The organism is Xanthobacter sp. NM-59 (assembly GCF_021401125.1).
Lineage (GTDB): Bacteria > Pseudomonadota > Alphaproteobacteria > Rhizobiales > Xanthobacteraceae > Xanthobacter.
This window is the reverse complement of sequence record NZ_JACBFQ010000010.1, coordinates 195,382-221,538: the sequence shown is the minus strand read 5'-3', so window position 1 is coordinate 221,538 and position 26,157 is coordinate 195,382. Positions and strand designations below refer to the sequence as shown.

Here is a 26,157-nt window from a genome sequence, read left to right as displayed (position 1 = left end):
AGCGCCGATCGAGGATCCTGCCCCATGCCCTCTTCCTCCTCCCAGAACGCCATTGAAGCGACGCCCGTGGTGCCCGCCGAGCTTTCGGAGGCCGGCCCCGCCGCCCGTCGCCCCACGGTGGGCGTCAGTGTCGGCAAGGTGATGGTGGGCGGCGGCGCGCCGGTGGTGGTGCAGTCCATGACCAACACCGACACCGCCGACATCGAGGCGAGCGTGGCCCAGGTGGCGGCCCTGGCGCGCGCCGGCTCGGAGCTGGTGCGCCTGACGGTGGACCGCGACGAGGCGGCCGCCGCCATTCCCCACATCAAGGAGAAGCTCGCGGCGCGCGGCATCGAGGTGCCGCTGGTGGGCGACTTCCATTATATCGGCCACAAGCTTCTGGCCGATCACCCGGCGTGCGCCGAGGCCCTCGACAAATACCGCATCAATCCCGGCAATGTGGGCTTCGGCGACAAGAAGGACCGGCAGTTCGCAGCCATCGTGGAAACCGCCATCCGCCACGACAAGCCGGTGCGCATCGGCGCCAATTGGGGTTCCCTCGACCAGGAACTGCTGACCAGCCTGATGGACGAGAATTCCCGCCTGCCCCGCCCGGCGGAGGCGCGCGCGGTGACGCGTGAGGCGCTGGTGCGCTCGGCCCTGCTTTCGGCGGCGCTGGCGGAGGAGATCGGCCTCAAGCGCAATCGCATCATTCTCTCGGCCAAGGTCTCGGCCGTTCAGGATTTGATCGCGGTCTATTGCGAGCTGTCGCGCCGCTCGGACTATGCCCTGCATCTCGGCCTCACCGAGGCGGGCATGGGCTCCAAGGGCATCGTGGCCTCCACGGCGGCCATGGGCGTGGTGCTCCAGCAGGGCATCGGCGACACCATCCGCGTGTCCCTCACCCCCGAGCCGGGCGGTGACCGCACCCGCGAGGTGCAGGTGGCGCAGGAAATCCTCCAGACCATGGGCCTGCGCACCTTCGTGCCCCTGGTGGCGGCGTGCCCCGGCTGCGGGCGCACCACCTCCACCGTGTTCCAGGAGCTGGCGCAGAGCGTGCAGGAGATGATCCGCGAGGCCATGCCCGCGTGGAAGGCGCGCTATCCGGGGGTCGAGAGCCTCAATGTGGCGGTGATGGGCTGCATCGTGAACGGCCCGGGCGAATCCAAGCACGCCGACATCGGCATTTCCCTGCCCGGCACCGGCGAGACGCCCTCCGCTCCCGTCTTCATCGACGGCAAGAAGGTGGCCACCCTGCGCGGCGCCAACATCCAGGCCGAGTTCCGCCAGATGGTGGAGGCTTATGTGGAGCAGCGCTTCGGCCTGGGAACCGCGAAAAACCCCGCTGACGCGGCTGAATAAGGCGCGCCCGCCCTCTCCTTACGTTAGGTTACGAAAATTTCATGCAGCGGCGCCCTATCGGTGCCGCGCTCGGCTGCTCATATCCGACCCGGTCCAACCACCGGAGGCGGAGATGACCCCCGAGGAACGTGCCCTGATCGACGGCCTTTTCGACCGCATGCGGGAATTCGAGAACGCGCCGCGAGACGCCGAGGCGGATGCGCTCATTGCGCGCCGCGTGGCCCAGGCACCCCATGCGCCCTACGCCCTCGCCCAGAGCGTGCTGGTGCAGGAGCATGCCTTGCAGCAGGCCTATGCCCGCGTGCAGGAGCTGGAAGCCCAGCTTCAGGACGCCGAGGCTCGTGCCCAGGCGGCGAGCCAGCAGGCGGCGCAGCCGTCGTCCGGCGGGTTTCTGGGCGGACTCTTTGGCGGCGGCCGCTCGTCCGTGCCCGCGGCGGGCTCGCGCCTGCCCGCTGACGCGGCGGCCACCCCCTCCGGCTACCCCCAGCAAGGCTACGCGCCGCAACAGAGCTATGCCCAGCCCGGTTACGGCCAGCAGGGTTACGCCCAGCCCGGCTATGGGCAGCAGCCCGGCTATCCCGGCGGCCAGCCGGGCGGTCAGCCGGGCGGTCCTTGGGGCCAGCAGGCGGCCCCCATGGCGCCCATGCAGCAGCGCGGCGGCTTCGGCGGTGGCGGCTTCCTGCAGAGCGCCCTGGCGACGGCGGCCGGCGTGGCGGGCGGTGCCCTGCTGTTCGACGGCATCAAGGGCATGATGTCTGGCGGCGAAGGCGCCATCGCGCAGTCGGCGGCCGAGGCCATCAAGCCTGTGGGCGACGCCGCCAACAGCTTCGGCGATCTGGGCAATGCGGCCCAGCAGGCTCTCGGCGGCCAGTCGCCTCAGGACATCTGGAGCGGTGACCAGCAGTTCGCCAGCAATGACGATGGCGGCTGGGACGCCGGCGGCGGCGGAGACGACAGCGACTGGAGCTGACGCGGCGCATCCGCAGGCCCGCTTGCTCCTCAGGGGGCAGTGGGGCTCTGTGCCAGACGATTTCAAGGGGCGCCCATTGCGGCGCCCCTTTTGTTTGTGGGCGCGACAGGGGGCCAGCCCCGTTGGCGGCCGCGCGGTAGAGGCGTCTTGCGCTCTCAATCCCATCGCGATTCCGCGAAATCGCCATCTCGCCTTTTGTGTTTCCGCCGGCCCGTCATGCGCGGCGGTTCCCATCTCCTTCGGAAGCATGCGACCCCGACACTTCGCCCGCCGGCCCGCTTGCCCCACGCGCGGTGGGGCGGCGAGGCGAGAGCCGCTGGATCGGACGGGGCGATGGCCGCCAGGCCACCGGTTCAAATGGCCATTGCGCGGTCAAGGTCGCCCCTCTGAAGCATCGGCTGCGTCATCGCGGAGCGCCCTCCCTTCCTCCTGGCAAGCGGGAAAGGGACAAGGCGGCGCGGGGACCGTCTCGGAGGGGATAGAGGATTGGAATCCAAAGCGTGCTGGCTGCCGGAGGCGGCGCCCTTCGCCCCGCTGCCGGACCCCAAAAAGCCCAACGCCTTACCCCGCCCCCTCACGCGGGTGCGGGAGCATGGGGATCGCCTCAGGCGGCAAGAGACGAATGCGCATCGCGCGGCAGGGCGATGGGCCTTACTCCATTGCGGCGCGCACCAGCTCATCTTCGGCCTCGGCGAGCAGCGCCTCTTCCGCATCCCCGCCGACGCCCTCGCGGCCGATCTCCAGCAGCACCGGCACCGAGAGGGGCGACACCCGGGCCAAAGGCTCGTGCACGATGTGGCCCTTGATGCGCGCGAGCATTTCCGAAAGCCGCTTCACGTCCAGGAGGCCGGTGGCGGCGTCCGCCCGCGCGGCGCGCAGCAGCAGGTGGTCGGGTTGGTGGCGACGCAGCACGTCATAGACGAGGTCCGTGGACATGGTGACCTGCCGCGCGCTCTTCTCCTTGCCCGGAAAGCGGCGCTCGATGAGGCCGGCGATCACCGCGCAATAGCGGAAGGTGCGCTTCATCAGGCTGCTCTCGTCCAGCCAGGCTTCCAGGTCGTCGCCCAGCATGTCCTCGTCGAACAGCTCCGCCAGCGAAAGCCGGCCCTGGCGGATGGCGAGGCTGAGATCCCCCACCCCATAGATGCCCAGGGCATAGTCATTGGCGGTGAAGCCCAAAGGCTTCAGGCCCAGGCGCTCCAGCCGGCGGGTGAGCAGCATCCCCAAGGTCTGGTGGGCAAGGCGCCCCTCGAACGGATAGGTGACGAGATAGTGCCGCGAGGCCCGCTCGAAGGTCTCCACAAGAAGGTCGTCGCGGCCGGGCAGGCGGGAGCGGGCGCGCTGCAGCTCCAGCCATTCGGCCACCTGGGGCGGCAGGCTCGCCCAGCGCTCCGGCGCGGCGAGCAGCGCGCGCACCCCGGCGGCGAGGAAGGTGGAGAGCGGGAATTTGCCGCCCGCATAGGCTGGCACCTTGGGCTCTGTGGCGGTGGTGCGCGAGACATAGATCTCGTCCTCCACCATGGTCTCGAACCGCAGGATCTCGCCCGCGAACACGAAGGTGTCGCCGGCCACCAGGCTCTCGACGAAACCTTCCTCCACCTCCCCCAGCACGCGCCCGCCCCAGCGCACCCGCCCGGCCACCCCGCTCTTGGCCGCCCCGCGCGCGGAGACGAGGCGCACCTTGATCATGGGGCTTTCCACGATGGTGCCGATGTTCAGCCGATAGGCCTGCGCCACCATGGGGTTGGCCACCCGCCACAGGCCGTCCTTGGTGCGACGGATCTTGGCGAAGCGCTCATAGGCCTTCAGGGCGTAGCCGCCGGTGGCGACGAAATCGAGCGCCGCGTCGAAATCCGCCCGCGCCAGCGCGCGATAGGGGGCGGCGGTGGTGACTTCTCCATAGAGGGCATCGGCGTCGAAGGGGGCGGCGCAGGCCATGCCGAGCAGGTGCTGGGCCAAAACGTCGAGGGCGCCGGTGCGTTCGGGCGGGGTGTCCTGGGCGCCGGCCTGCACGGCCTCCAGGGCCGCTCGGCATTCCAATACCTCGAACTGGTTGGCCGGCACCAGCACCGCCCGGGAGGGCTCGTCGAGGCGGTGGTTGGCGCGGCCGATGCGCTGCATGAGGCGGGAGGAGCCTTTCGGCGCGCCCACATTGATGACGAGATCCACATTGCCCCAGTCGATGCCGAGATCGAGGGAGGAGGTGGCCACCACCGCCTTCAGCCGCCCCGCCGCCATGGCCGCTTCCACCTTGCGGCGCTGGTCCACCGCCAGCGAGCCGTGGTGGAGGGCGATGGGCAAATTGTCGTCATTGATGCGCCAGAGCTCCTGAAACAGGAATTCCGCCTGCCGCCGCGTGTTCACGAAGACGAGGCTGAGCCCGCTGGCGCGGATGGCCGCATAGATGTCCGGCACCGCGTGAAGCGCCATGTGGCTCGCCCAAGGCATGGGGACGGCCGTGTCCAGCATGGCGATGTCGGGCGCGGCGCCGCCTTGCGCCACCACCAGCTCGGCCAGCTCGCCCGCGCCCGATTGGGGCACCAGATAGCGGCGCAGATCGTCGGGCTCGGCCACGGTGGCGGAGAGGCCGACGCATTGCAGGCCGGGGGCGATGCTTCTCAGGCGTGCCAGCGCCAGGGCCAGGAGGTCGCCGCGCTTGGAGGTGACGAGGGCGTGCAATTCGTCCAGCACCACACGCTTCAGGCCGGAAAACAGAGTCTCTGCGTCCTTGGAGGCGAGCAGGAGCGAGATCTGCTCGGGGGTGGTGAGCAGAACGTCCGGCGGATCATGCCGCTGGCGCTGGCGACGGGACGAGGGTGTGTCACCGGTGCGGGTTTCCACGCGGATGGGCAGGCCCATCTCAGCGATGGGCGTTTCCAGATTGCGCGCGATATCCACCGCCAGGGCCTTCAGTGGGGAGATATAGAGCGTGTGAAGCGGCGACACGCGCTCCTGCGCCACCCAGCGCGCGAAGGGCGGGGGACTGGCTTCGGGCGCGGCCGCCGTCTGCGCCAGCGCGGCTTCCTGTCCCCTCGCGCTGTCTGCGGCTCCCGCGGACGTGGAGCGAGGCGCTGCCGCTTCATGGTCCGGCGGGGCGCATTCCGGGCGGGCGGCGCTGGGGGCATTGCCACCGGCGCCCTCCGGTTCCGCCGTCGGTGCCTCCGGGGCCTCGGTTGCCGTGCTGGTGGCTGCTGTGCGCTTGGCCTTCGCGGCTTTGGCCCGCGTCTTTTTCCCCCCGTCCGTGTCGGTCTCGGCGGTCAGGGGGGCGCTGCTCGGGGAGGATTGTTTGTCATCATCCGGGCGGGCTGGTGACGAGGGGGCTGCGGCTTTGCGGGTGGCGCGGTCGTCGGCCAGCTCCACCAGGGTCGGCAGGAAGCCGGCCAGGGTCTTGCCGGCGCCGGTGGGGGCGATCAGCAGCACCGAGCGCCCCGCTCGCGCCGCCGCCAGCAGGTCGAGCTGGTGCACGCGCGGCGCCCATCCGCGCGCCTCGAACCAGCGGCGGAAGGGTTCGGGAAGGGCGATCGCGCCCGCGCGCTTCGCCTTGGTGCTTCGGGTCATCCGGGCCACGCCCCACCATAGAGCGTTTTCGCGTGAAGGGGATACCGGTTCGCGCGAGGAAAACGCGCCAATTCAATAAGCTAGAGCCCCTCCGTCATGCCGCGCGGCGATGCGGGCCCGGAAGGTACGGCGCACGCCCGTCGCGGCGGCCCGCTCCGCCGGTCCTCGGGCTTGGGGCTTGGGGCTTGGGGTTTGGGGCTTGGGGAAGGCGTGCTGTCTGTGCGTCATTAAAGCCCCGTCAACCCTCGTGGACGCATGGTGGGGGTCAGTTCCGTCCGGATCCGTCGAGGAGTAGCCACCCCATGATGTCGCGTGCCGATCGCACCCCTTTGAGCGAGTGGTGGTGGACGGTGGACCGCGGGCTGTTGGCCGGCCTGTTCGCCCTCATGGTGGTGGGCATCGTCCTGTGCCTGGCCGCGAGCCCGGCGGTGGCGGCGCGCCTCAACATTTCCGATCCGTTCCACTTCGTGAACCGGCAGGTGGCCTTCCTCATTCCGGCGGCGGTGGTGATGATCGCCACCTCCTTCCTCTCGCCGCGCTCCATCCGGCGGGTGTGCATGGTGGTGTTCGCCATCTTCTTCGTTCTGTTGCTCGCCACCCTGGTGGTGGGGCCAGAGGTGAAGGGCGCGCGGCGCTGGCTCACCATCGCGGGCATCACTGTCCAGCCGTCCGAATTCATCAAGCCGGCCTTCGTCATCATCGCCGCGTGGCTGTTCTCCGAGAGTTCCAAGCGGCCGGAAATGCCGGCTCAGCTCCTCGCCATCGGCCTGCTCGCCAGCGTGCTCGGGCCGCTGGTGAAGCAGCCGGACTTCGGCCAGAGCCTCCTCATCTGTCTGGTCTGGGCGTCCCTGTTCTTCCTCGCCGGCCTGCGCTGGATCTGGATGATCGGCCTCGTGGGTGTGGGTGCGGGGGCCGGCACCATCGCTTATTTCACGGTTTCGCACGTGAATAAGCGCATCAGCCGCTTCCTCAACCCGGAATCGGGCGACACTTACCAGATCGACGCGGCGCTCAACTCCTTCCGCAATGGCGGCTGGTTCGGCCAGGGCCCGGGCGAGGGCACCATGAAGCGCCTTCTGCCGGACGGGCACACCGACTTCGTGTTCGCGGTGGCGGCGGAGGAGTTCGGCATCATTCTGTGCCTCATCATCCTGGCCTTGTTCGCCTTCATCATCCTGCGCGCGCTCACCCGCGCCATGAACGAGACCGACCCCTTCGCGCGCTTCGCCATTACGGGCCTGGCGCTGCTGTTCGGGCTTCAGGCGGCCATCAACATGGCGGTGAACGTGCACATCGCGCCCGCCAAGGGCATGACGCTGCCCTTCATCTCCTATGGCGGCTCCTCGCTCATCTCGCTGGCGTTCGGCATGGGCATGCTCATCGCATTGTCGCGCAAGCGGCCGGGGGCGGCGGCGCTGGCCGCCCTTTCCGAGCCGAAGACCGTGAGCGGGCCGCAAATGGCCATGCCGAAGTCCTATGCCGCCGATCAGGCCGCGCCCGAGGGCCTTGCCCACCCAGCGTGAGGTAAGACGGGGCGCCGCCATATTGGCGTCCAAAAGGAAGCGTCCGAGACGGGTTCCACGGATTGCCGTTCCACGAGCGCGCGTTCCACGACATGCAATATGAGGGGTCCGTGACACCGCTCGTTCTTCTCGCCGCCGGTGGCACCGGCGGTCATCTCTTCCCGGCCGAGGCGCTGGCCGCCGTGCTGGATGCGCGCGGCCTGATGGTGGACCTTGCCACTGACGAGCGCGCCGCGCGCTATGCCGAGCATTTCCCCGCCCGCGAGCTGCATGTGCTGCCGGCGGACACGATGCGCGGCCGCTCCCCCATCGCGCTTGCGCGTACGGGCTTCGCCCTGGCCTCCGGGCTGGTGCGTGGGCTCGCTCTGATGCGCGAGCTGAAGCCGGCGGTGGTGGTGGGCTTCGGCGGCTATCCCACCCTGCCGCCGCTGCTGGCGGCCTCGCTGATGAAGGTGCCGACCGTCATCCATGAGGCCAATGGCGTGATGGGCCGCGCCAATCGCCTTCTGGCGGGCCGGGTGAGCGCCATCGCCACCGGTTTTCCCGATCTGACGAAGACTAATCCGGCCCTGGCCAAAAAGACCTTCTGGACCGGCAACCCCCTGCGCCCCGCCGCGCTCGCGGCCGCGCGGGTGCCCTATGACCCGCCGGTGGCGGGCGGCCCGCTGCGCGTGTTGGTGTTCGGCGGCAGCCAGGGCGCGCGGGTGATGTCGGACGTGGTGCCCGAGGCCATCAATACCCTCTCCCCCGAAATCCGCGCCCGCCTCGTCGTGACCCAGCAGGCGCGCGAGGAGGACCTGCCGCGCGTGCGCACCACCTATGACGTGCTCGGGCTGAAATCGGAGCTCGCCCCCTTCTTCGACGACCTGCCCCAGCGCATGGCGCAGGCCCATCTCGTCATCTCCCGCTCGGGCGCCGGCACGGTGGCGGAGCTGGCGGCCATCGGCCGGCCCTCCATCCTGGTGCCGCTGCCCCACGCGCTGGACCAGGACCAGGCCGCCAATGCCCGCACCCTCAGCGAGATTGGCGGCGCTCTCACCTTGCGGCAGGTGGAATTCGATGCCCAGCGCCTCGCCGCAGAGCTGACCCGCTTTGCCGGCGAACCGGAAGCGTTGACGCAGATGGCGGATCGCGCGAGAAGCGCGGGCGTGCTCGACGCTGCGGAACGCCTGGGCGATCTGGTGCAACATCTGGCCCGCGGGGGCGCGGCCGCAACTTTCCAAGGACATTCGTCATGAAGCTGCCGGAGCGGCTCGGCCCCATCCATTTCGTCGGCATCGGCGGCATCGGCATGAGCGGCATCGCCGAGGTCCTGAGCAATCTCGGCTACACCGTGCAGGGCTCGGACGCGGCGGAAAACGCCAATGTGAAGCGCCTGCGCGATCTCGGCATCAAGGTCACCGTGGGCCATGACGCCGCCAATGTGGAGGACGCCGCCGTGGTGGTGGTCTCCTCCGCCATCAAGCGCGAGAATCCTGAGCTCGCCGCCGCCCGCGCCAAGCGCCTGCCGGTGGTGCGCCGCGCCGAGATGCTGGCCGAGCTGATGCGCCTGAAGAGCTGCGTCGCCGTTGCCGGCACCCACGGCAAGACCACCACCACGTCCCTGGTGGCCACCCTTTTGGACGCCGGCGGCTTCGATCCCACCGTCATCAATGGCGGCATCATCAACGCTTATGGCACCAACGCCCGTTGGGGCAGCGGCGAGTGGATGGTGGTGGAGGCCGACGAGAGCGACGGCACCTTCCTGAAGCTGCCCACGGAAGTGGCCATCGTCACCAATGTGGACCCTGAGCATCTCGACCACTTCGAGACCTTCGAGAAGGTGCAGGAAGCGTTCGAGACCTTCGTGGAAAACCTGCCCTTCTACGGTTTCGCGGTGATGTGCATCGACCATCCGGTGGTGCAGGCCCTGGTGGGCCGCATTGAGGACCGGCGCGTGATCACCTATGGCGAGAATCCCCAGGCCGACGTGCGTTTGGTGGATGTGGACCTGAAAGGCGGGGTGACCAAGTTCGGCGTGGTCTTCCGCGATCGCGCCGGGGGTGAGAGCCGCAGGATCTCGGGCCTCAAGCTGCCCATGCCGGGCAAGCACAATGCCCTCAACGCCACCGCTGCCATCGCCGTGGCCCATGACCTGGGCGTGAGCGACGAAAAGATCGTCGAGGCCATTGCCGGGTTCGGCGGCGTGAAGCGTCGCTTCACCCGCACCGGCGAATGGCACGGCGTGACCATCTTTGACGATTACGGCCACCACCCGGTGGAGATCGCCGCCGTGCTGCGCGCCGCCCGCGGCGCCAGCGAGGGGCAGGTGATCGCGGTGGTGCAGCCGCACCGTTACAGCCGCCTGCAATCTTTGTTCGACGAATTCTGCACCTGCTTCAACGATGCGGACCACGTGATCGTGGCCCCCGTCTATGCGGCCGGCGAGGCGCCCATTCCCGGGGTGGACCGCGACCGTCTGGTGGAAGGGCTCATCGCCCACGGCCACCGCAGCGTCACCGCCCTGTCGGGACCGGAGGCGCTGGCGGACATCGTGGCCGGCATCGCAAGGCCGGGCGATTATGTGGTGTGCCTGGGCGCCGGCTCCATCAGCGGCTGGGCCTATGCGTTGCCCGGCGAGCTGCAGGCGTTGAAGCCGGCGGCCTGACGCGACACGGGCTCGCGTGGGGCTCGTCGCCGTGCACGGGAAGAGAGCGCTCCGGCGATAATCCGGAGTGTTCTCGGGCGACGTGTGCGCCCGTTTGCGTGAAGACAGCGCGGCAGCGCAATAAGCGAGAGGCCGCCGCGCATGCTCGGCACGGGCGCCGTGCGGCCAGCGCGGCCCTGACGCGCGGTTTTCTCCTACGACGGATCTACCATTTGGTGTATGCCCTTCTAACATGCCGCCGGTGGATGGCAGATTGATCGAGGGGGGCTCGGCGCAGGTCGGCAGGTGTCAGCTCCATCGTGGCCCCGCTTGGTCCGATGGGTGCGCAAGCCGGAGCCGTTGTCGTGTCGGGGTCGCCTGGTAAACAGGTGTGGTGACGGCCGTGGCGTTCGACTTCTTCGGGCCCTTTGAGCTGCGGACCCTCTTTCGGCTCCTGTTCATCACCCATGTGGTGGCCTGCGTGATGCTGCTGGTCTATCGCCAGCATGGGGCGGAGCGCGCCCTGGTGCACCGCTTCATCGCCGCGCGCATGCTTCAGGCGCTGGGCTGCCTGCTGATCGGCTTTCGCGGCGAGCTTTCGCCCTGGCTGTCCATCAATCTCGCCAATTCGCTGATGTATTTCGGCTTTGCCCTGGAGATCCTGACCATCGTCGCGCTGCGCACCCGCGGCGTCGGCTTGGCGCCCGTGACGCTGGCGGTGGCGACGGTGGGCAGCCTTGCCATCACTTTCGTGGCGGCGACACCGGGCCAGCTGGTGGGTGTGGCGGGGCTGACGGTGGCGGCCCTGTTCGCGCCGGCCGCTGTGGTGCTGGCGCGCGGCGCCTCGCGCCTGCAATGGACCATGGCCGTCTTCTTCCTGGCCCTGGCGGTGACGTTCCTGCTGCGGGCCTATGCGGGCTTCCTGCAGCAGAGCTCGGTGCTGGACAACAATATGCTCCAGATGCAGGGCCTCATCGTCATGTATGCCTATGCGGTGGCGGGTGGCGTCGGCTTTCTGCTGCTGATGAAGGAGCAGGACGAGCAGCAATTGCGCATCGCGGCCACCACCGACGCGCTGACCGGCATCCTCAACCGCCGGTCCTTCTTCGACGCGGCGGGCGCGGCCATCACCGAGGCCACGGCCAGCGGCCGGCCGCTGGCGCTGCTGCTGCTGGACGTGGACCATTTCAAGCGCATCAACGACACCTATGGCCACCCGGTGGGTGACCTCGTGCTGCGGCAGCTCGCGGCCAGCATTGCCCGCTGTGCCCGCTCGGCCGACATTTTCGGCCGCCTGGGTGGCGAGGAATTCGCCTTGCTGCTGCGTGATGCGGGCGACGGCGATGGCGTGGTCGCGGCGGCGGAGCGGATCCGGGCCGCGGTCCAGGCGCTCGCCGTGCCGTCGGCGCCGGAGCTCGCCTGCTCGGTCAGCATCGGCTGTGCGCTCATCGTGCCGGGCGAGCCCGCGAACATCGACCACACGATCCGCTGTTGCGACGAGGCTCTTTACGCGGCCAAGCGGGGCGGCCGCAACCGGGTGGTGCTCGCCTCCAGGGGCCATGCCGCGGCGGAGGTGGATGCGCTATAGTCGGTCATGGTTCCGTTTCTCCCCCTCGTGCGCCGCATGCGCCATGGCCTCACCCTCGGGGTGCGGGTGCTCGGCATGGATGGCGATGACCGGCTGCTGCTGGTGAAGCACAGCTACACCCCCGGCTGGCACCTGCCCGGGGGCGGCGTGGATGTGGGCGAGAGCGCCCTGGCGGCCGCCCATCGGGAGCTGCGGGAGGAAACCCGGGCCGAGGTGGAGGGGGCGCTGGAGCTGCACGGCCTCTTTTTCCACCCGGCCTATGGTGGGCGCGACCATGTGGCCTGCTTTCGCGGGCGGGTGCGCGCAGGGGCTCCCTTCAGGCCCAACGCCGAAATCGTAGCTGCCTCCTTCTTCCCGCTCGATGACCTGCCACGGGAAGTGACGCCGGCCACTCTGCGGCGCATCGCCGAATGGCGCGCTGGAATGCCGCTGGCGGAGGAGTGGTAGAAAGGCGTCCGGCCGTTCAGCGCAGGCGTTTTCCGCATTCGAGGGTGCTCTGGTGGACGCCGCGCCCTCCCGGTGCCGGGGCCGCGCCGCTTGCCAAGGCGGGCGCACCCCCTTAAGTCCAATCGGAGCGCGTCAAACTCCCGGATGCGTTTGCATGTCCCCGCCGCTGCTTGGTCTTCCGTCCTGGCGCCGGACCGAAGGGCGCGGTTCCGCAGGGTGAAGGCAGGAGGCCCCGATGTCCCTCGACGCCGACCAGATCGTGGATCGCCGCAGGCTGCGCCGGAAGGTCACCTTCTGGCGCGTGGTGGGCGTGCTCGCGGTGGTGGCGCTGCTGGCGGTGGGCATCGGCATGGTCGCCGGCCGCGGGCTGTCCACGGGCAGCCCCCATGTGGCGCGCGTGGTCATCGGCGGAATCATCCGCAATGACCGGCCGCGGGTGGAGATGCTGGACGAGATTGCGCGCTCGCAGGCGCAGGCGGTCATTCTCGCCATCGATAGCCCCGGCGGAACGGTCACCGGCTCCGAGCAGCTCTATGACGCCCTACGCCGGCTGGCCGCGAAAAAGCCGGTGGTGGCGGTGGTGGAAGGCGTGGGCGCTTCGGGCGCCTATATCGCCGCACTTGGGGCGGATCACATCATCGCCCAGCGCAACGCGCTGGTGGGGTCGGTGGGTGTCATCTACCAGTTTCCCAACGTCACCGAGCTTTTGAAGACGGTGGGCGTGACCATGGAGGACATCAAGTCCTCCCCCCTCAAGGCCTCTCCCAATCCCTATACGCCGGTGACGCCGGAAGCCCGCGCGGCAGTGGAATCGCTGGTGGCTGACAGCTTCGCCTGGTTCAAGGGGCTGGTGGGCGAGCGCCGCAAGCTGTCCGACAACCGCCTGGCGACCGTCGCCGACGGGCGGGTCTTCACCGGGCACCAGGGGCTTGAGCTCCAGCTCGTGGACGAGATCGGCGACGAGCGCACCGCGCGCGCCTGGCTCGCCCGGGAGAAGGGGGTTTCCGAAAAGCTGAAGGTGCGGACCTGGAGCACCGGCCAGGTGGGCAGCGAGTTCGGCTGGCTGCTCGGCATGGGCCGCGCCGCCCTTGACGCGGTCGGCCTGCCCCAGCTTGCTGCGATTTTCTCCGCCGCCACTCGCCAAGCCCTCGATCGCGTCCAGCTTGACGGCCTGTTGGCCGTCTGGCAACCTCCGGCCGAGAGATGATCGGGGTGCAGACCTTTAAATTTCGGTCGCGATTTTCCTTCAAATCAAAACGTCTGCACCGCTCCTTGCGGATCGGTCGTGAGGGGAAGTGAAGCCATCATGATCAAGTCCGAACTCGTTCAAAAAATCGCCGAAACCAATCCGCACCTGTACCAGCGGGATGTGGAAAACATCGTCAACGCCATCCTGGAACAGATCGTCTCCGCTCTGGAGCGGGGCGACCGGGTGGAGCTGCGCGGCTTCGGCGCCTTTTCCGTGAAGAAGCGCGAGGCCCGCGTGGGGCGCAACCCGCGCACCGGCAAACAGGTGGACGTGAGCGAAAAGACCGTGCCCTATTTCAAGACGGGCAAGGAGATGCGCGAGCGTCTCAACGACGGAAAGTAGTTTTCGTGACGCGAGTCCTGTCCATTCTCATCGGCCTGCCCTTCTCGGTCCTGATCATCGCGCTCGCGGTGGCCAACCGGCGAGAAGTCCTGGTCTCCCTCGACCCGTTCTCACCCAACTCTCCGGTGCTGGCTGCGACGGTGCCGCTCTACGCGGTCATCTTCGCCTCGCTGCTGGTGGGCGTGATCCTCGGGGGGGCCGTCACCTGGGTGCGCCAGGGCCGCTTCCGCCGCGAGGCCCGCATGGCCCGCCGCGAGCAGAAGGCCGCCGCTCCCCGCGCTGATGGCCTGAGCCTGCCGGCGCCGCGCGGCTAAGACGCAGTGCGGAGTTTCCGGCGGCTGGCGGAGCCCTGGGGCCGTGAGCATGTCCGTGTTTCGCGCGATTCGGGGCGACGTTCTCGCTGTCGACCTGACCGCCTTCCGGGGCCAACCGGCGTCCCCGCTCGCTCGAACGCGCCCTGGCGGCTCCACGCGCAATCCGCTGGAGACCGATCGCGGCACCGAATTGCCTGCGCCTGGGGCTTCGGGCATCCCCAGCCGGTGACCACGTCCGGAGGCGCCGACGCGGCTCAGGTGCCCGCGCTGGTGGTCGGAGCTGGCGCGTTCCTCGAGCGCTGATGCGCCCTATGCGTCTTCCAGGCTCGCGGCCGCGCGGGCGGCCTGCGCGCGCTCGATCAGGAACTTGGCCACCAGCGTGAACAGGGCGACACCTGCCAGCACGGTTGCCGCCGCGAAGGCGGCCAGCACCTGGCTGTCCTGGTAGAGCAGCTCAATCTGCAGGGGCAGGGTGGAGGTCTGGCCGCGGATGTTGCCGGACACCACGGAAACGGCGCCGAACTCGCCCATCACCCGCGCATTGCACAAGGCCGCGCCATAGAGCAGCGCCAGCTTCACATTGGGCAAGGTCACCAGCCGCAGCGTCTGGAAGCCGGAAGCGCCCAGGCTCACGGCGGCTTCCTCCTGGTCGCGGCCCTGGGCCATCATCAGCGGCACCAGCTCGCGCACCACGAATGGGGCCGTGACGAACAGGCTGGCGAGGATGATGGCCGGCACCGCGAACATGATCTTGATATCGTGTTCCGCCAGGAACGGCCCCAGCAGCCCCTGCGCGCCATAGACGAACAGATAGGCGACGCCAGCGATGATGGGCGAGATGGAGAAAGGCAGCTCCACCAGGGCCAGCAGCAGGCTGCGGCCGGGAAAGGTGAACTTGGTGACGGTCCAGGCGGCGGCGATGCCGAACGCCACGTTCACTGGCACGCACACCAGGGCGGCGAACACGGTGAGTCCCATGGCGTGCAGCGTATCCGGCCGGGCCAGGGCTTCCAGATAGGGGCCAAGGCCCCTGCGGAACGCCTCCGCGAAGATGATTGACAGGGGCGCCAGCAGCACCAGCGCCGTCGTCGCCAGAACCAGGGCCGTAATGGTGCGGCGGAAGGCGGGCGCGTCGCCCACCCGCACCCGATAGCGGTTGGTCGGCCGGGCCATGCTCACTCCTCCCCCACCGTGTGGCGCTGATGCCAGGCCTGGATGAGGTTGACCACCAGCAGCATCACAAAGGCGACAGCCAGCAGCGTCACCGCGATGGCGGCGGCGGCGGAATAGTCATATTCCTCAAGCCGGATATAGGTGAGCAGCGCCACGATCTCGGTCCGGAAGGGCTGGTTGCCGGCGATGAACACCACGGCCCCGAACTCGCCCAGGGAGCGGGCAAAGGCCAGGGACGCGCCTGCCAGGAAGGCGGGGAACAGCGCTGGGAAGATCACCGATCTGAAGATGTACCCGTCAGTGGCGCCGAGGGTGGCGGCGGCCTCCTCCAGCTCAGGTTCCAGATCCTCCAGCACCGGCTGAACGGTGCGCACCACGAACGGGATGGAGGTGAACGCCATGGCGCAGGCAATGCCCGCGGGTGCATACGCCACCTGGATGCCCAGCTCCGCCAGCGGCGCGCCGAACCAGCCGTTTTTCGCGAACAGCGTGGTCAGCGCCAGGCCGGCCACCGCCGTGGGCAGGGCGAAGGGCACGTCCACCAGGGCGTCCAGCAGCCGCTTTCCCGGAAACTCGTAGCGCACCAGCACCCAGGCCAGGGCCAGGCCATAGACCGCATTGAAAAGGGTGGCGGCCGCCGCGGTGGTGAAGGTGACCTGGAACGAGGCCAGCGTGCGCGGCGAGGTGATGATGGCAATGTAGCGGGCCAGCCCGACATCGGCCGATTTCAACAGGAGGGCGGCGATGGGCAGAAGAACGATAAGCCCGAGATAGGCCAGCGTCAGGCCCAGAGACAGGCGAAAGCCAGGAATGACGGTGGGACGGGAAAGGCCAAGGGACAATCGCATGGGAAGCCGGAAACTGGATGGTTGGGGCCGGGCGGGCGGCCTGCGGCGCGGCCCTTCAACGGGTCGCCCATCCTCACCACCGTGGATGACATTTTATACCGTGATTTTCCGTAAATGTCATCCAACTTCTGTAAAGTTATAATAAAACACTATAATTATGTGTAATTTGAGCCCGAAAAAGGGCCGCGCCTAAGGGCCGGCCCTTCCCCCTCGCCGTCCTGTCTCGCAGTGCTCGCCCCCGATTTGCCGCGGGCGGAGCTGCCGAGCGGCTGCGGCCAGACTCGGGCGCTCAGTAGCCCGGCAGGTCGAACGGGCCGGGCAGCGGCCAGCGGATGCCGGTGATGGGGCCGGGGCCAACGCCGGAGCCCTGATAATTCGGGAAATTGTAGTTCATGGGCAAAGCGTAATCGAGATACGACTTCGAGCCCGGCTTCACCACATTGCCCGGATTGAGGTACGAGCGCTGCTCGATGGTAACCTTGGTGCGCTTCTTGGTGGTCTGCGCATCGGCAGAGCCGGCAACCGCCACCGTGCCCGCGAGCGCAACGGCCAACGCGGTGGCAAGGGTGTGAAGCGGCGCGAAACGCATGGGACCCTCCTGGAAACGGCACTTTCCGAAAACATCTGCCGTCTAGCTTCGATTAGGGCACTTGGCTGCCTTGCGCAAGGAAACGTCAGCGGCGCGGGGTGTGTTCCGACGGGAGAATCTTCCCCCGTGGCGAGGTGGCAACACATTGCCGCCACCTTCCCGAGCGTTTTCGCCGCTCTTTGGGCGGCGCGCCGAAGCCGCGTGCCGGGCCGTCCTTGTGAAAAACGTTCGGCTGCCTATTTGATTCGGTGTAATTGAATCGCGCGCGCGTTCGTCATAAAAGGCGCGTTCACCGGCGGGGTCGTTCATGGCCCTCGGCCGGCAATCCCGAGGATGATTTATGGGTTACAAGGTCGCCGTCGTCGGCGCCACGGGCAACGTGGGCCGGGAGATTCTCTCGATCCTCGCCGAGCGGGGCTTCCCCGCGGACGAGGTGGTTGCACTCGCATCGCGCCGCTCGCAGGGCACCGAGGTCTCGTTTGGCGACAAAACCCTGAAGGTGAAGGCGCTCGACACTTACGACTTCTCCGACACCGACATCTGCCTGATGTCGGCCGGCGGCTCGGTGTCGAAGGAATGGGCGCCGAAGATCGGCGCGCAGGGCTGCGTGGTCATCGACAATTCCTCCCAGTGGCGCACCGATCCGGACGTGCCGCTGATCGTTCCGGAAGTGAATGCCGACGCCATCACCGGCTTCAAGGCGAAGAACATCATCGCCAACCCGAACTGCTCCACGGCGCAGCTCGTGGTGGCGCTGAAGCCCCTGCACGACGCCGCCACCATTAAGCGCGTGGTGGTCTCCACCTACCAGTCCGTCTCCGGCGCCGGCAAGGACGCCATGGACGAGCTGTTCACGCAGACCCGGGCCATCTTCGTTTCCGATCCCGTGGAAGCGAAGAAGTTCCCCAAGCGCATCGCCTTCAACCTCATTCCCCAGATCGACGTCTTCCTCGATGACGGCTCGACCAAGGAAGAGTGGAAGATGGTGGCCGAGACCAAGAAGATTCTCGACCCCAAGATCAAGCTCACCGCCACCTGCGTGCGTGTGCCGGTCTTCATCTCCCATTCCGAGGCGGTGAACGTGGAGTTCGAGAAGGAACTGTCCGCGGAGGACGCGCGCAAGATCCTGCGCGAGGCTCCGGGCATCCTGGTGGTCGATACCCGCGAGCCCGGTGGCTATGCCACCCCGCACGAGGCGGCCGGCGAGGATGCCACCTACATCTCGCGTCTGCGCGACGACCCGACGGTGGAGAACGGCATCAATTTCTGGTGCGTCTCCGACAATCTGCGCAAGGGCGCGGCCCTGAACGCGGTGCAGATCGCCGAGGTTCTGGTGAACCGCAAGCTCATCACGCCCCGCCGCCAGGCTGCGTGACCTCAACCGGAACGGCCCTCCCCGGAGGGCCGTTTTCGTTTGGCCCGGCTTCGGCCGGCCGCCTGTTCAAGCCTTTGCCACTCCTGCGACGCCGCGCGGCGTTCGCGGCGGGAGTCCTTCAAGGTGAAAGCCATGCCCCAGTCCCAGCGTTCCGGCCAGGAAGTGGACCCCAAGCTCCTCGAAATCCTCGTGTGCCCTCTCACCAAGGGGCCGCTTGAATATGATCGCGAGCGCCAGGAGCTGATCTCGCGGGCGGCGCGGCTGGCCTATCCCATCCGCGACGGCATCCCGATCATGCTCGCCGACGATGCCCGGCCCCTCGAAGAGGCCGAGCTCAACAACAACTGAAGGCCGCGCCTTCGGGCGGCGAGGCCGGCAGGGCCTCGCCCGCGTCCCTCAATGGTAGGTGCCGTCCTTGTAGTACATGCGCTCGGAGCCGCCGCCGGGGGTCTTCAGCGACAGGTCCCGCCAGCCGTCATTGCTGTCCTTGCCGGGGGCAAGGCCGAGGCCGATGAACTGGCCCATCACCCGCGGCTTGCCGGAAAGGTCCACCACGAACCAGGTGCAGCCGGTGTCGCCGCACCAGGTGGGATCGTTGAGGGTGATGATGGCCTCCGGCGCGCCGTCGCCGTTGAGGTCCACCGGCGTAATCTTCAGCTTGTCCGCCACCCGCTGGCCTTCCGCCGGATCGACGAAGATCGCGGCCGCGATGTCGCGGGCCGCCGGCACCCCGGCGCGCCCCGGCTTGGCCGCCTCGGCGGGCGCCTGTGCCGGTGCGGGCCGGGCTTCCGCAGCCTGCGGAGCGGGCGCGGCCGCTTCGGGCTTGGCGCTGGAATCAGGCTTGGCGCCTGCCTCAGGTTTGGCGCTGGAGTCGGGCTTAGCGGGCGCCGGGCCACCGCAAGTGGTCACCGCCTTGGCGAGCAGGGCCGTGCCCCCCTCCAGCGGAATGGAAAGCTCGCCCTCCTTGGCTTCGCCCTTGCCGAGGGTGAGGCGCTTGCCGGTGGTGAGGGCCTTCACGAGCGCGTCGTCCAGATGCACGGGCGCCACCACGGCGCCGCGCGGCCCGCCTTCTGCCTTGTCGTCGACCACGATGCGGCCGCGCACGGCGAAGCGCTTGCCATCGACCGCGAGGTAGAAGGTGGTGCTGCGGCCGGCGCGCGGGCGCACGCCGGCGGGCAGGGGCGCCTGCACGAACGGGTCGGTGCCCTGGCCGCAGCCGAGCACGAACACCGCGATGCCGCCGGCCTCGCCATAGGAGGTGCCCTGCACGCGGCCCTGGAGCTCGCTCCATGCGGGCTCGGCGTGGGAGGGGCTGGCCAGCAGGGTCGCGGCGGCCACCAGCGCGCCCAGGCCGCAGACGCGGCTCATCAGCGCCCGCGCGCCTTTGCCGAAGATCGTCGGCCGGGCCTGTCGCCCAACCCGCAGCCCTTGAAGTCGCTGCCTCTGCGCCGGCCGCGCGTCCGTGTCCATCATGTGCGAGTCTCGCCTCTCTCGTTCGCACGCGGGTTTCCGCGCGCGGGACCCCGCCACCGGTCACGATGCCGGCGACGCGATGTCCCACCGATGGCGCATATACGCCACCGCGAACGGCGCCATCTGCGGCGAGATGTCCTTGACGTTGCGGACGATGGCCATGTCGCTCAGCTCGGGCATGGGGTCATCGGCAAGGAAAGCGCGGATGCGCCCGGCCGCATCCTGCGCGCCCTGGGGCAGAACCAGCCGGCGCAGCAGCGCCAGGCGTGGCCCGTCGAACACGGCGATGAAGCCGCCGTCATGGCCCATATCGGCGCGGCACAGCCCCGTTTCCTCCTGAAGCTCGCGCCACAGGGAGGCTTCGAGGTCCAAGTGCCCGTCCGCCGTCAGGTCGGAGAGGTCGGGCGTGCCGCCGGGAAAATAGATGCGCCCGGCGGACGAGGTCTGGGCGCCCATCACCCCCATCAGAAAGCCGCCGTCCGCGCCTTCGAGGGCGGCCAGGGCGAAGATGTTGACCATGCCGAGATCGGGCCAGCCCTGGTCGCGCCACCACAGGAAGGAGGCGAAATCCGTCTGCCGCACGCGGCCTTCCAGATGGCCCTGCCCGAAGCGATGGGAGCGCAGCAGAAGGATGTCGCCATTCCACAGATGCGGGTTGGCGGCCTGCCGGGCGGCGAAATGCGCCGCGATCTCATCCCGCCGGGCATCGGCCTCGGGCCAGCCGCCGGCTTCCAGGGTGAGCGAGAGGGAAAGGACCGGCGCGATGCGCCGATCCTCGTGCGTGATGGTTCCCCAGACGGCGTCGGCGCTCACGCCGCGCTGTCCAGGGTCGGGTAGTCCAGGTAGCCCTTGGCGCCGCCGCCATAGAGGGTGTCGCGGTCGAGCTCGTTCCAGGGGGCGTCGCGGCGCAGGCGCTCCACCAGGTCCGGATTGGCGATGAAGGGGCGGCCGAAGGCCACCAGATCCGCCTTGCGCTCGGCCACCACCTTGGTGGCGAGGTTCAGGTCGTAGCCGTTATTCACCATCCAGGTGCCGCTATAGCGCTTGCGCAGCTCCTCGAAGGAGAAGTCTGGCGCCACGTCACGCGGGCCGCCGGTGGCGCCCTCCACCACGTGGATATAGACCGGGTGCCGCTTTTCCAGCTCTTCCACCACATGGTTGAAGAGCGGCTGGGGCGCGCTGTCGGAAATGCCGTTGGCGGGCGAGACGGGGGACAGGCGGATGCCGGTGCGCTTGGCGCCGATCTCGCTGACGATGGTGTCCGTCACCTCCAGCAGGAAGCGCGAGCGGTTCTCGATGGAGCCGCCATAAGCGTCGGTGCGGTGGTTGGCGCCGTCCTTCAGGAACTGGTCGATGAGATAGCCGTTGGCGGCGTGGATCTCGACCCCGTCAAAGCCGGCCTTGATGGCGTTGGCCGCCGCGCGGCGATAGTCGGCCAGGATGCCGGGGATCTCGGAGACGTCGAGCGCGCGGGGCGTCGAGGTGTCGGTGAAGGTGTTGTTGACGAAGGTCTTGCCGCCCGAGGAAATGGCCGAGGGCGCCACCGGCGCTGCGCCGCCGGGCTGCAGTGAGGTGTGGGAAACCCGCCCCACATGCCAGAGCTGGATCACCATGTGCCCGCCCTTGGCGTGCACGGCATCGGTGATCTTGCGCCAGGCGGCCACCTGCTCGTCGGTATAGATGCCGGGGGTGTCCTGATAGCCCTGGCCCTGCTGGCTGATCTGCGACGCCTCGGAGACGATGAGGCCGGCGCTCGCCCGCTGGGCATAATATTCAATGGCCAGCTCGCTGGGCACGAAGCCCGGCAAAGCGCGATTGCGGGTGAGCGGCGCCATGACGACGCGATTGGACAGGGTGATGTCGCCCAGGCGATACGTGTCGAACAGGGACGGGGTGCTCGCAGTCATGAAGATCCCCTTCGGAAAGGCCCGCGAATGGCGGGCGGGATGATGCGATGCGGCGAACATAGGCACCCCCGCGCCCACGCCAAGGGGGCCACGGCCCCGTCGGTCGCCGATTCAGTCATTTCGGCTCCGCTTTATTTCAAATGGAACTCATGAGGTTTGCTCATGAGTATGTGATTTGAAGGCGTTGACCCGTCCTGCGGCGCTTGTCCTGCTGCGCGGCATGGCGGCGACAGACAGGCCGCGCGAGGGCAGGCCTGTCCTGCGGCCGGAGCCGGGGCGGATAGAGCGGGCAGGCGCGAATGTGGGTGCTGGGGCACCGCCGCGCAGCTTCGCAACGCTGGCGCGAAGGCGCGTCAGATGTGCAGCACGCCTTCGGCCACCAGCACGGCGCCGCCGCCGATGGTCGTGGTGCCGTCCACCAGGGCGCCACCCTTCACCGTGAAGCCGAGGTCGATGCGGCTGGGGCGGCCCATCTCGAAGCCCTGGTCGATGCGCACCTTGTGGTGGCCGTCGACACGGGTTTCCGCGTCCATGAGCACGGTGGGGAAGGCGGCGGCCGCGGCGCCCGTGGCCGGGTCCTCCACGGTGCCCAGGCCGGGGGAGAACATGCGGGCGCGGTAATCGGCGTCGCCCTCCTCGTCCACGGTGTAGAGAAATACCGCATCCCCGAACGCGCCGATGCCGGCGATGGAGGCCCCTTCGTCCGGCCTGGCGCGCGCCAAGGCGGTGAGGTTCGCCAGGGGGATGAACAGGAACGGCACGCCGGCGGAGGCCACCACCGGCCGGTGGGCGTCGAAGCCGATGTCGGACGGGTCGAGATTGAGCGCTTCCGCGCAGGCCTCGCGGGAAATGTCGGCGGTTTCGAGTCCGGCCCGGCGCGGCACGGTGAACACCGCGGTGCCCTTGCGGGAGCCGGCGCCCTCGGTGGTCACCGAGCAGGTGACGGTGCCGATGGGCTGCTCGATCTGCATGGTGCCCTTCTCGATTTTGTCCTCGAGGCCGAGCAGCACGGCGACACCCACGGTGGGGTGGCCGGCGAAGGGCATTTCATGGGCTACGGTGAAGATGCGGATGCGCGCGCGGTGGGACTTGTCGCGCGGGGGCAGCACGAACACCGTTTCGGACAGGTTGAACTCGCGGGCGATCTGCTGCATGGCCGCGTCGTCGAGGCCAGAGGCGTCCAGCACCACGGCGAGGGGATTGCCGCCGAAGGGGCGGGTGGTGAAGACGTCCAGCGTCACGTAGCGGCGCGGCATGGCAGGGTCCAAGGGTCCAAGAGAGCCAACAGGGGTCCACGGGCATCCAGGGACGGCCACGGGGTCCGGTTCAGGGTCCGCCGACGTGATGGGGAGCGCGTGGCCGTGGCCCCGGGGCGCCCCTCCCGTGTCCGGCGCCCCGACTTTGCCTCAGACCGTCATGGGCGTGAAGACCTTGGAGGGCTTCACGAACTCGTCCTGGGCCTCGACCAGCAGCAATTCCCGGGAGTGTGCTTTTTCGGTCCGCTCCAGCAGGCCGAAAATGGAGGATGCGGCGGCGCCCAGCGCCTGGGCGGCGCTGCCGGTGCGCTTCACGTGGAAGAAGAACAGGGCCGCGATGGCGTCACCCGCCCCGTTCAGCGACACGTCGAGGCGCGGGGTGCGCACCAGGAAGCGGCCGTCGGGACCGGAGGCGAGCAGGTCGATGGCGTCCTTGGGCGTCTCCCGCGTGTGCAGGCTGGTCACCAGGATCACCTTCGGCCCGGCCCGGTGGAGAAGGTCGCAGGCGGCGCGGGCGTCTGCCAGGTCCGCCACCGCGTGCCCGGACAGCAGCTCCAGCTCAAACTGGTTCGGCGTGATGACGTCGGCGGCGGGAACGGCCCGTTCGCGCATGAATTCCGGAATGCCGGGCCGCACGAAGATGCCCCGGCCCACGTCGCCAATGACCGGGTCGCAGCAGTAATTGGCCTGGGGATTGGCCGCGCGCACCCGCTCCACCGCGTCGAGAATGGCGGCGCCGATATCCGCCGATCCCATGTAGCCGGACAGCACGCCGTCGCAGCGGGGCAGGGCCCCGCGCTCGGCGATGCCTTCCACCAGATCGGAGATGGCCGCCGCCTCGAACACCTGGCCGCGCCAGGCGCCATAGCCGGTGTGGTTGGAGAACTGGACGGTGTGGATGGGCCACACCTCCACACCCAGGCGCTGGAGCGGGAAGACGGCGGAAGCGTTGCCCACATGCCCGTAGGCGACATGGGACTGGATGGACAGGAGATTCATGACCTCGGCCGGCGCAGGAGAAAGCTCCGCCCGCCGTTACTCCCGCCGGCGGCGCGGGACAAATGAATTCGCGGGCCGTCCCGCGTGCTGTCAGCGCCGGCGCGAGGCCAGCATGAAGCGTGTGGCCTCGCTCACCAGCCGGCGCGGGGCTAGGCGGATGGCGAAGATCATCAGCTTGTTGAGGAGACCCACCACGGTCACGCGCCGGCCGGCCTCCATGGCCTTGATGCCACGCTCCGCCACCTCCTCCACGCTGGTCATGGGGCCCTTGAACAGGCGGGTGCCATCCCACCCGGCGCGATCGAAGAAGCGGGTTTCGGTGGGCCCCGGGCACAGGGCGGTGATGGTGACGGGGCTGCCCTTCAGCTCCTCCGCCACCGCCTCGGAAAAGCTCAGCACATAGGCCTTGGTGGCGCCATAGACCGCGGAAAACGGCAGCGGCGCGAAGGCGCCGGTGGAGGCCACGTTGAGAATGTGGCCGGAGCCACGGGCACGCATGCCGGGCAGCACGGCGGCGGTGAGCCGCGTCAGGGCGACGACGTTGGTGTCGATCATGTTGAGCGAGAGGCCGGGATCGATGTCGGCGAAGTGGCCATAGGCGCCGAAGCCCGCATTGTTCACCAGCACGTCCGGCACCTGGGTGATGAGGTCGGCAGCGAATTCCTCGAGCGCATAGGGGTCTGAAAGGTCCACCTGCCGGATGGCGACCCGCCGGTCGAGGGCGGCGATCTCCCCCGCCGCACCATGGAGGCGGTCCATGTCGCGACCCACCAGCACCAGGTCATAGCCGCGTTGCGCCAGGCGCTTGGCGAGGGCGAGGCCGATGCCGCTCGATGCGCCGGTGACCACGGCGAAGCGCTCTGCGGGCGGGGCGGGGGTCTCCTTCGGCAACGCGGCATCCTCCATACGCTGAGGCGGCGGGCACCCGCCGGTGCGCCAGTCTAGCCGAGGGCGCAGCCGCCCCGCAGCGCCGTTCCATGCGACCAAAGGTGCATGAAGCGCATGGGTTGTGCACATGCAACAGCGCGCGGAAAATGCGGACGCCATCCTTGCGGCGCAGGGGAGGGCGGATCTAGGAGAAAGCGCGAGGTCGGCCGAAATTTAGCCGGCGGCCTTTTCCATCGTCCCAGCGCGGGGCATCCGCCGCGGGTGATGGGCGCCTTCTGATCGGAGCCGTTTCATGGGCGTCTTTTCGCCATGCGCCGGGCGTTTGCTTTCAGGGGCCCCGGCGCCGGCCGTGCCGGCTCCACGCAAAGTTCCACGACCTGTTTTCCTCCTGCGACGAGTTTCGCCCGTGTCTCATTCCGTCGTCCGCCGCCTGGCCGCCTGTGCCGCACTGTCCGCAGCCCTCGTCGCGGGAGGAGGGGGCGCTTGGGCGGCCGGCCCGGCCTGCTATCCCCCATCCGCCCTCACCGCCCGGCCGGGGGAACAGAATGTGGAGCCCCATCCGCGCGGCGAGCCGGTCACGCTGCCTTCGATGGCGCTGGCCCCGGCGAGCGCGGTACCGGCGGGGCTGCGCGGCTCCATTCGCCGGGTGGACCTGCCCCAGGGGCAGAAGCTGGTGGCGTTGACGTTCGATCTGTGCGAGGCCTCGGCGGAGCGGTCGGGCTATGATGGCGCCATCGTCGATTACCTGCGGACCGAAGACGTTCCGGCGACCTTTTTTGGGGGCGGCAAATGGCTGATGAGCCATCCCGAGCGCGGCGCGCAGCTCATTGCCGACCCCGGCTTCGAGATGGGCAATCACACCTGGTCCCACGCCAATCTCACGGTGCGCAGCGGCGAGGCCATGCAGCGCCAGGTGGATGACGCGGACATCGCCTATGCCCTGCGCCGCTCCGACGCTCAGGCGCAGGGCTGCGGCCTCGCATCCGTGCCGGCGCGGCCCACTTTGTTCCGCTTCCCTTATGGCTCGTGCAGCGCCGAGTCCCTCGCTTATGTGAATGATACCGGGCACCTCGCCATCCAGTGGGACGTGGATTCCGGCGACCCCGCCTTGCTGGGCGCGAAGGTGATGGCCGACACTATGTTGCGGCAGATCCGGCCCGGTTCCATCGTTCTCATGCACGCCAATGGCCGTGGAAAGCACACGGCGGAGGCGCTGCAGCGCCTCATCCCGGCCTTGCGCGCCAAGGGCTACCGCTTCGTCACGGTGTCCGATCTGCTGGCGGCGGGGCGGCCGGTGATCGCCGATACGTGCTATTCCCTGAAGCCCGGCGACACCCGCGTCTATGACGAGGCCGCCCGCAGCGGCAAGCGCATCCTGCCGGTGCGCTGAACGGCGCCTCACACGCGAGCGCCGGGGAGGAGGCCTCCCCGGCGCCGCGATCATCGATCCGACCGGCTTGTTTGTCTTGGGGGTCCGCGGAAGGCCGTGAGGCGGGCCTCACACCATGCCCAGGATGACCGCGCCAATGAAGGCAAAGGCCGCGCAAGTCTCAAACACGGTGAGCACGTCCGACATCATCGGCATCTCCCACTGGATCGATGTGCCGATTAACGTTACCAAAAACTGAAACTATTAGAAGCGGATTCGATGCTGCGGCGCGAATGCTTCATTTTGCAGCGCGAAGACCGGT

At 68.7% G+C, this 26,157-nt stretch carries 23 protein-coding genes; 13 read left to right on the top strand and 10 right to left on the bottom strand.

From position 1 onward, the window contains the following. The first annotated feature begins 24 nt into the window (after nucleotides 1-24). The gene (gene ispG, locus L0966_RS17610; protein ID WP_234053273.1) at nucleotides 25-1,341 is read left to right on the top strand and encodes a flavodoxin-dependent (E)-4-hydroxy-3-methylbut-2-enyl-diphosphate synthase; all 1,317 of its coding nucleotides are present in this window, start codon (nucleotides 25-27) and stop codon (nucleotides 1,339-1,341) included. A 112-nt stretch (nucleotides 1,342-1,453) separates the two neighbouring features. Beyond that, nucleotides 1,454-2,311 (top strand): DUF2076 domain-containing protein, encoded by an 858-nt coding sequence (locus L0966_RS17605; protein ID WP_234053272.1) that lies wholly within the window; start codon nucleotides 1,454-1,456, stop codon nucleotides 2,309-2,311. A gap of 651 nt (nucleotides 2,312-2,962) precedes the next feature. Here L0966_RS17605 and L0966_RS17600 read toward each other — a convergent pair. Then, a complete protein-coding gene (locus L0966_RS17600; RefSeq protein WP_234053271.1) occupies nucleotides 2,963-5,869 on the bottom strand; it encodes a ligase-associated DNA damage response DEXH box helicase in 2,907 nt (968 codons plus the stop codon). Nucleotides 5,870-6,171: 302 nt separating this feature from the next. Between L0966_RS17600 and ftsW the strand changes: the two genes are divergently transcribed. From ftsW to L0966_RS17560, 8 genes are all read left to right on the top strand, one after another. Next, a complete protein-coding gene (ftsW, locus tag L0966_RS17595; protein WP_234053270.1) occupies nucleotides 6,172-7,392 on the top strand; it encodes a putative lipid II flippase FtsW in 1,221 nt (406 codons plus the stop codon). A 92-nt stretch (nucleotides 7,393-7,484) separates the two neighbouring features. Beyond that, nucleotides 7,485-8,630, top strand: a complete 1,146-nt coding sequence (murG, locus tag L0966_RS17590) for an undecaprenyldiphospho-muramoylpentapeptide beta-N-acetylglucosaminyltransferase (protein WP_234053294.1) — start codon at nucleotides 7,485-7,487, stop codon at nucleotides 8,628-8,630. Continuing rightward, the gene (gene murC, locus L0966_RS17585; protein ID WP_234053269.1) at nucleotides 8,627-10,039 is read left to right on the top strand and encodes a UDP-N-acetylmuramate--L-alanine ligase; all 1,413 of its coding nucleotides are present in this window, start codon (nucleotides 8,627-8,629) and stop codon (nucleotides 10,037-10,039) included. Before murG ends, murC begins: the two co-directional genes overlap by 4 nt. Nucleotides 10,040-10,421: 382 nt before the next feature. After that, nucleotides 10,422-11,606 (top strand): GGDEF domain-containing protein, encoded by a 1,185-nt coding sequence (locus tag L0966_RS22575; protein WP_234053268.1) that lies wholly within the window; start codon nucleotides 10,422-10,424, stop codon nucleotides 11,604-11,606. Between the two features lie 6 nt (nucleotides 11,607-11,612). Then, nucleotides 11,613-12,053 (top strand): NUDIX domain-containing protein, encoded by a 441-nt coding sequence (locus L0966_RS17575; RefSeq protein WP_234053267.1) that lies wholly within the window; start codon nucleotides 11,613-11,615, stop codon nucleotides 12,051-12,053. A 235-nt stretch (nucleotides 12,054-12,288) separates the two neighbouring features. Then, complete coding sequence (sppA, locus tag L0966_RS17570; RefSeq protein WP_234053266.1) at nucleotides 12,289-13,260, top strand: signal peptide peptidase SppA; 972 nt, start codon at nucleotides 12,289-12,291, stop codon at nucleotides 13,258-13,260. A 99-nt stretch (nucleotides 13,261-13,359) separates the two neighbouring features. Then, nucleotides 13,360-13,644: an integration host factor subunit beta gene (locus tag L0966_RS17565; protein WP_234053265.1), complete on the top strand. Its 285-nt coding sequence runs from the start codon at nucleotides 13,360-13,362 to the stop codon at nucleotides 13,642-13,644. Nucleotides 13,645-13,649: 5 nt separating this feature from the next. After that, entirely contained in the window at nucleotides 13,650-13,958 is a 309-nt protein-coding gene (locus tag L0966_RS17560) for a lipopolysaccharide assembly protein LapA domain-containing protein (RefSeq protein WP_234053264.1), read from the top strand. 309 nt (nucleotides 13,959-14,267) lie between these two features. Here the strand turns inward: L0966_RS17560 and cysW are convergent, their stop codons facing one another. The 3 genes from cysW to L0966_RS17545 all read right to left on the bottom strand — a co-directional run bounded on the left by cysW (nucleotide 14,268) and on the right by L0966_RS17545 (nucleotide 16,568). Then, nucleotides 14,268-15,131, bottom strand: coding sequence for a sulfate ABC transporter permease subunit CysW (cysW, locus tag L0966_RS17555; RefSeq protein WP_234053263.1), 864 nt, complete (start codon nucleotides 15,129-15,131; stop codon nucleotides 14,268-14,270). Nucleotides 15,132-15,133: 2 nt separating this feature from the next. Then, nucleotides 15,134-15,979 (bottom strand): sulfate ABC transporter permease subunit CysT, encoded by an 846-nt coding sequence (gene cysT / locus L0966_RS17550; protein ID WP_234053262.1) that lies wholly within the window; start codon nucleotides 15,977-15,979, stop codon nucleotides 15,134-15,136. 289 nt (nucleotides 15,980-16,268) lie between these two features. Continuing rightward, on the bottom strand, nucleotides 16,269-16,568 hold the full coding sequence (locus L0966_RS17545; RefSeq protein WP_234053261.1) for a hypothetical protein: 300 nt from the start codon (nucleotides 16,566-16,568) through the stop codon (nucleotides 16,269-16,271). A gap of 340 nt (nucleotides 16,569-16,908) precedes the next feature. Between L0966_RS17545 and L0966_RS17540 the strand changes: the two genes are divergently transcribed. Next, the gene (locus L0966_RS17540; protein ID WP_234053260.1) at nucleotides 16,909-17,943 is read left to right on the top strand and encodes an aspartate-semialdehyde dehydrogenase; all 1,035 of its coding nucleotides are present in this window, start codon (nucleotides 16,909-16,911) and stop codon (nucleotides 17,941-17,943) included. 132 nt (nucleotides 17,944-18,075) lie between these two features. After that, nucleotides 18,076-18,291 (top strand): Trm112 family protein, encoded by a 216-nt coding sequence (locus L0966_RS17535; RefSeq protein WP_234053259.1) that lies wholly within the window; start codon nucleotides 18,076-18,078, stop codon nucleotides 18,289-18,291. 48 nt (nucleotides 18,292-18,339) lie between these two features. Here L0966_RS17535 and L0966_RS17530 read toward each other — a convergent pair whose 3' ends face one another. The 6 genes from L0966_RS17530 to L0966_RS17505 form a co-directional block, all read right to left on the bottom strand. Next, complete coding sequence (locus tag L0966_RS17530; protein ID WP_234053258.1) at nucleotides 18,340-19,311, bottom strand: hypothetical protein; 972 nt, start codon at nucleotides 19,309-19,311, stop codon at nucleotides 18,340-18,342. Nucleotides 19,312-19,476: 165 nt separating this feature from the next. Beyond that, nucleotides 19,477-20,229 (bottom strand): NUDIX hydrolase, encoded by a 753-nt coding sequence (locus L0966_RS17525; RefSeq protein ID WP_234053257.1) that lies wholly within the window; start codon nucleotides 20,227-20,229, stop codon nucleotides 19,477-19,479. After that, a complete protein-coding gene (locus L0966_RS17520; RefSeq protein ID WP_234053256.1) occupies nucleotides 20,226-21,323 on the bottom strand; it encodes an alkene reductase in 1,098 nt (365 codons plus the stop codon). Before L0966_RS17520 ends, L0966_RS17525 begins: the two co-directional genes overlap by 4 nt. Before the next feature lie 353 nt (nucleotides 21,324-21,676). Beyond that, nucleotides 21,677-22,579 (bottom strand): PhzF family phenazine biosynthesis protein, encoded by a 903-nt coding sequence (locus L0966_RS17515; protein WP_234053255.1) that lies wholly within the window; start codon nucleotides 22,577-22,579, stop codon nucleotides 21,677-21,679. A gap of 150 nt (nucleotides 22,580-22,729) precedes the next feature. After that, nucleotides 22,730-23,578 (bottom strand): pyridoxal kinase PdxY, encoded by an 849-nt coding sequence (gene pdxY, locus L0966_RS17510; protein ID WP_234053254.1) that lies wholly within the window; start codon nucleotides 23,576-23,578, stop codon nucleotides 22,730-22,732. 90 nt (nucleotides 23,579-23,668) lie between these two features. Continuing rightward, complete coding sequence (locus L0966_RS17505) at nucleotides 23,669-24,469, bottom strand: SDR family oxidoreductase (protein WP_234053253.1); 801 nt, start codon at nucleotides 24,467-24,469, stop codon at nucleotides 23,669-23,671. A 403-nt stretch (nucleotides 24,470-24,872) separates the two neighbouring features. On the opposite strand from L0966_RS17505, the gene L0966_RS17500 reads away from it, so the two are divergent. Beyond that, nucleotides 24,873-25,856 carry a polysaccharide deacetylase family protein gene (locus L0966_RS17500; RefSeq protein ID WP_234053252.1) on the top strand — a complete coding sequence of 328 codons (984 nt, stop codon included), beginning with the start codon at nucleotides 24,873-24,875 and terminating at the stop codon, nucleotides 25,854-25,856. Nucleotides 25,857-26,157: the final 301 nt, after the last annotated feature.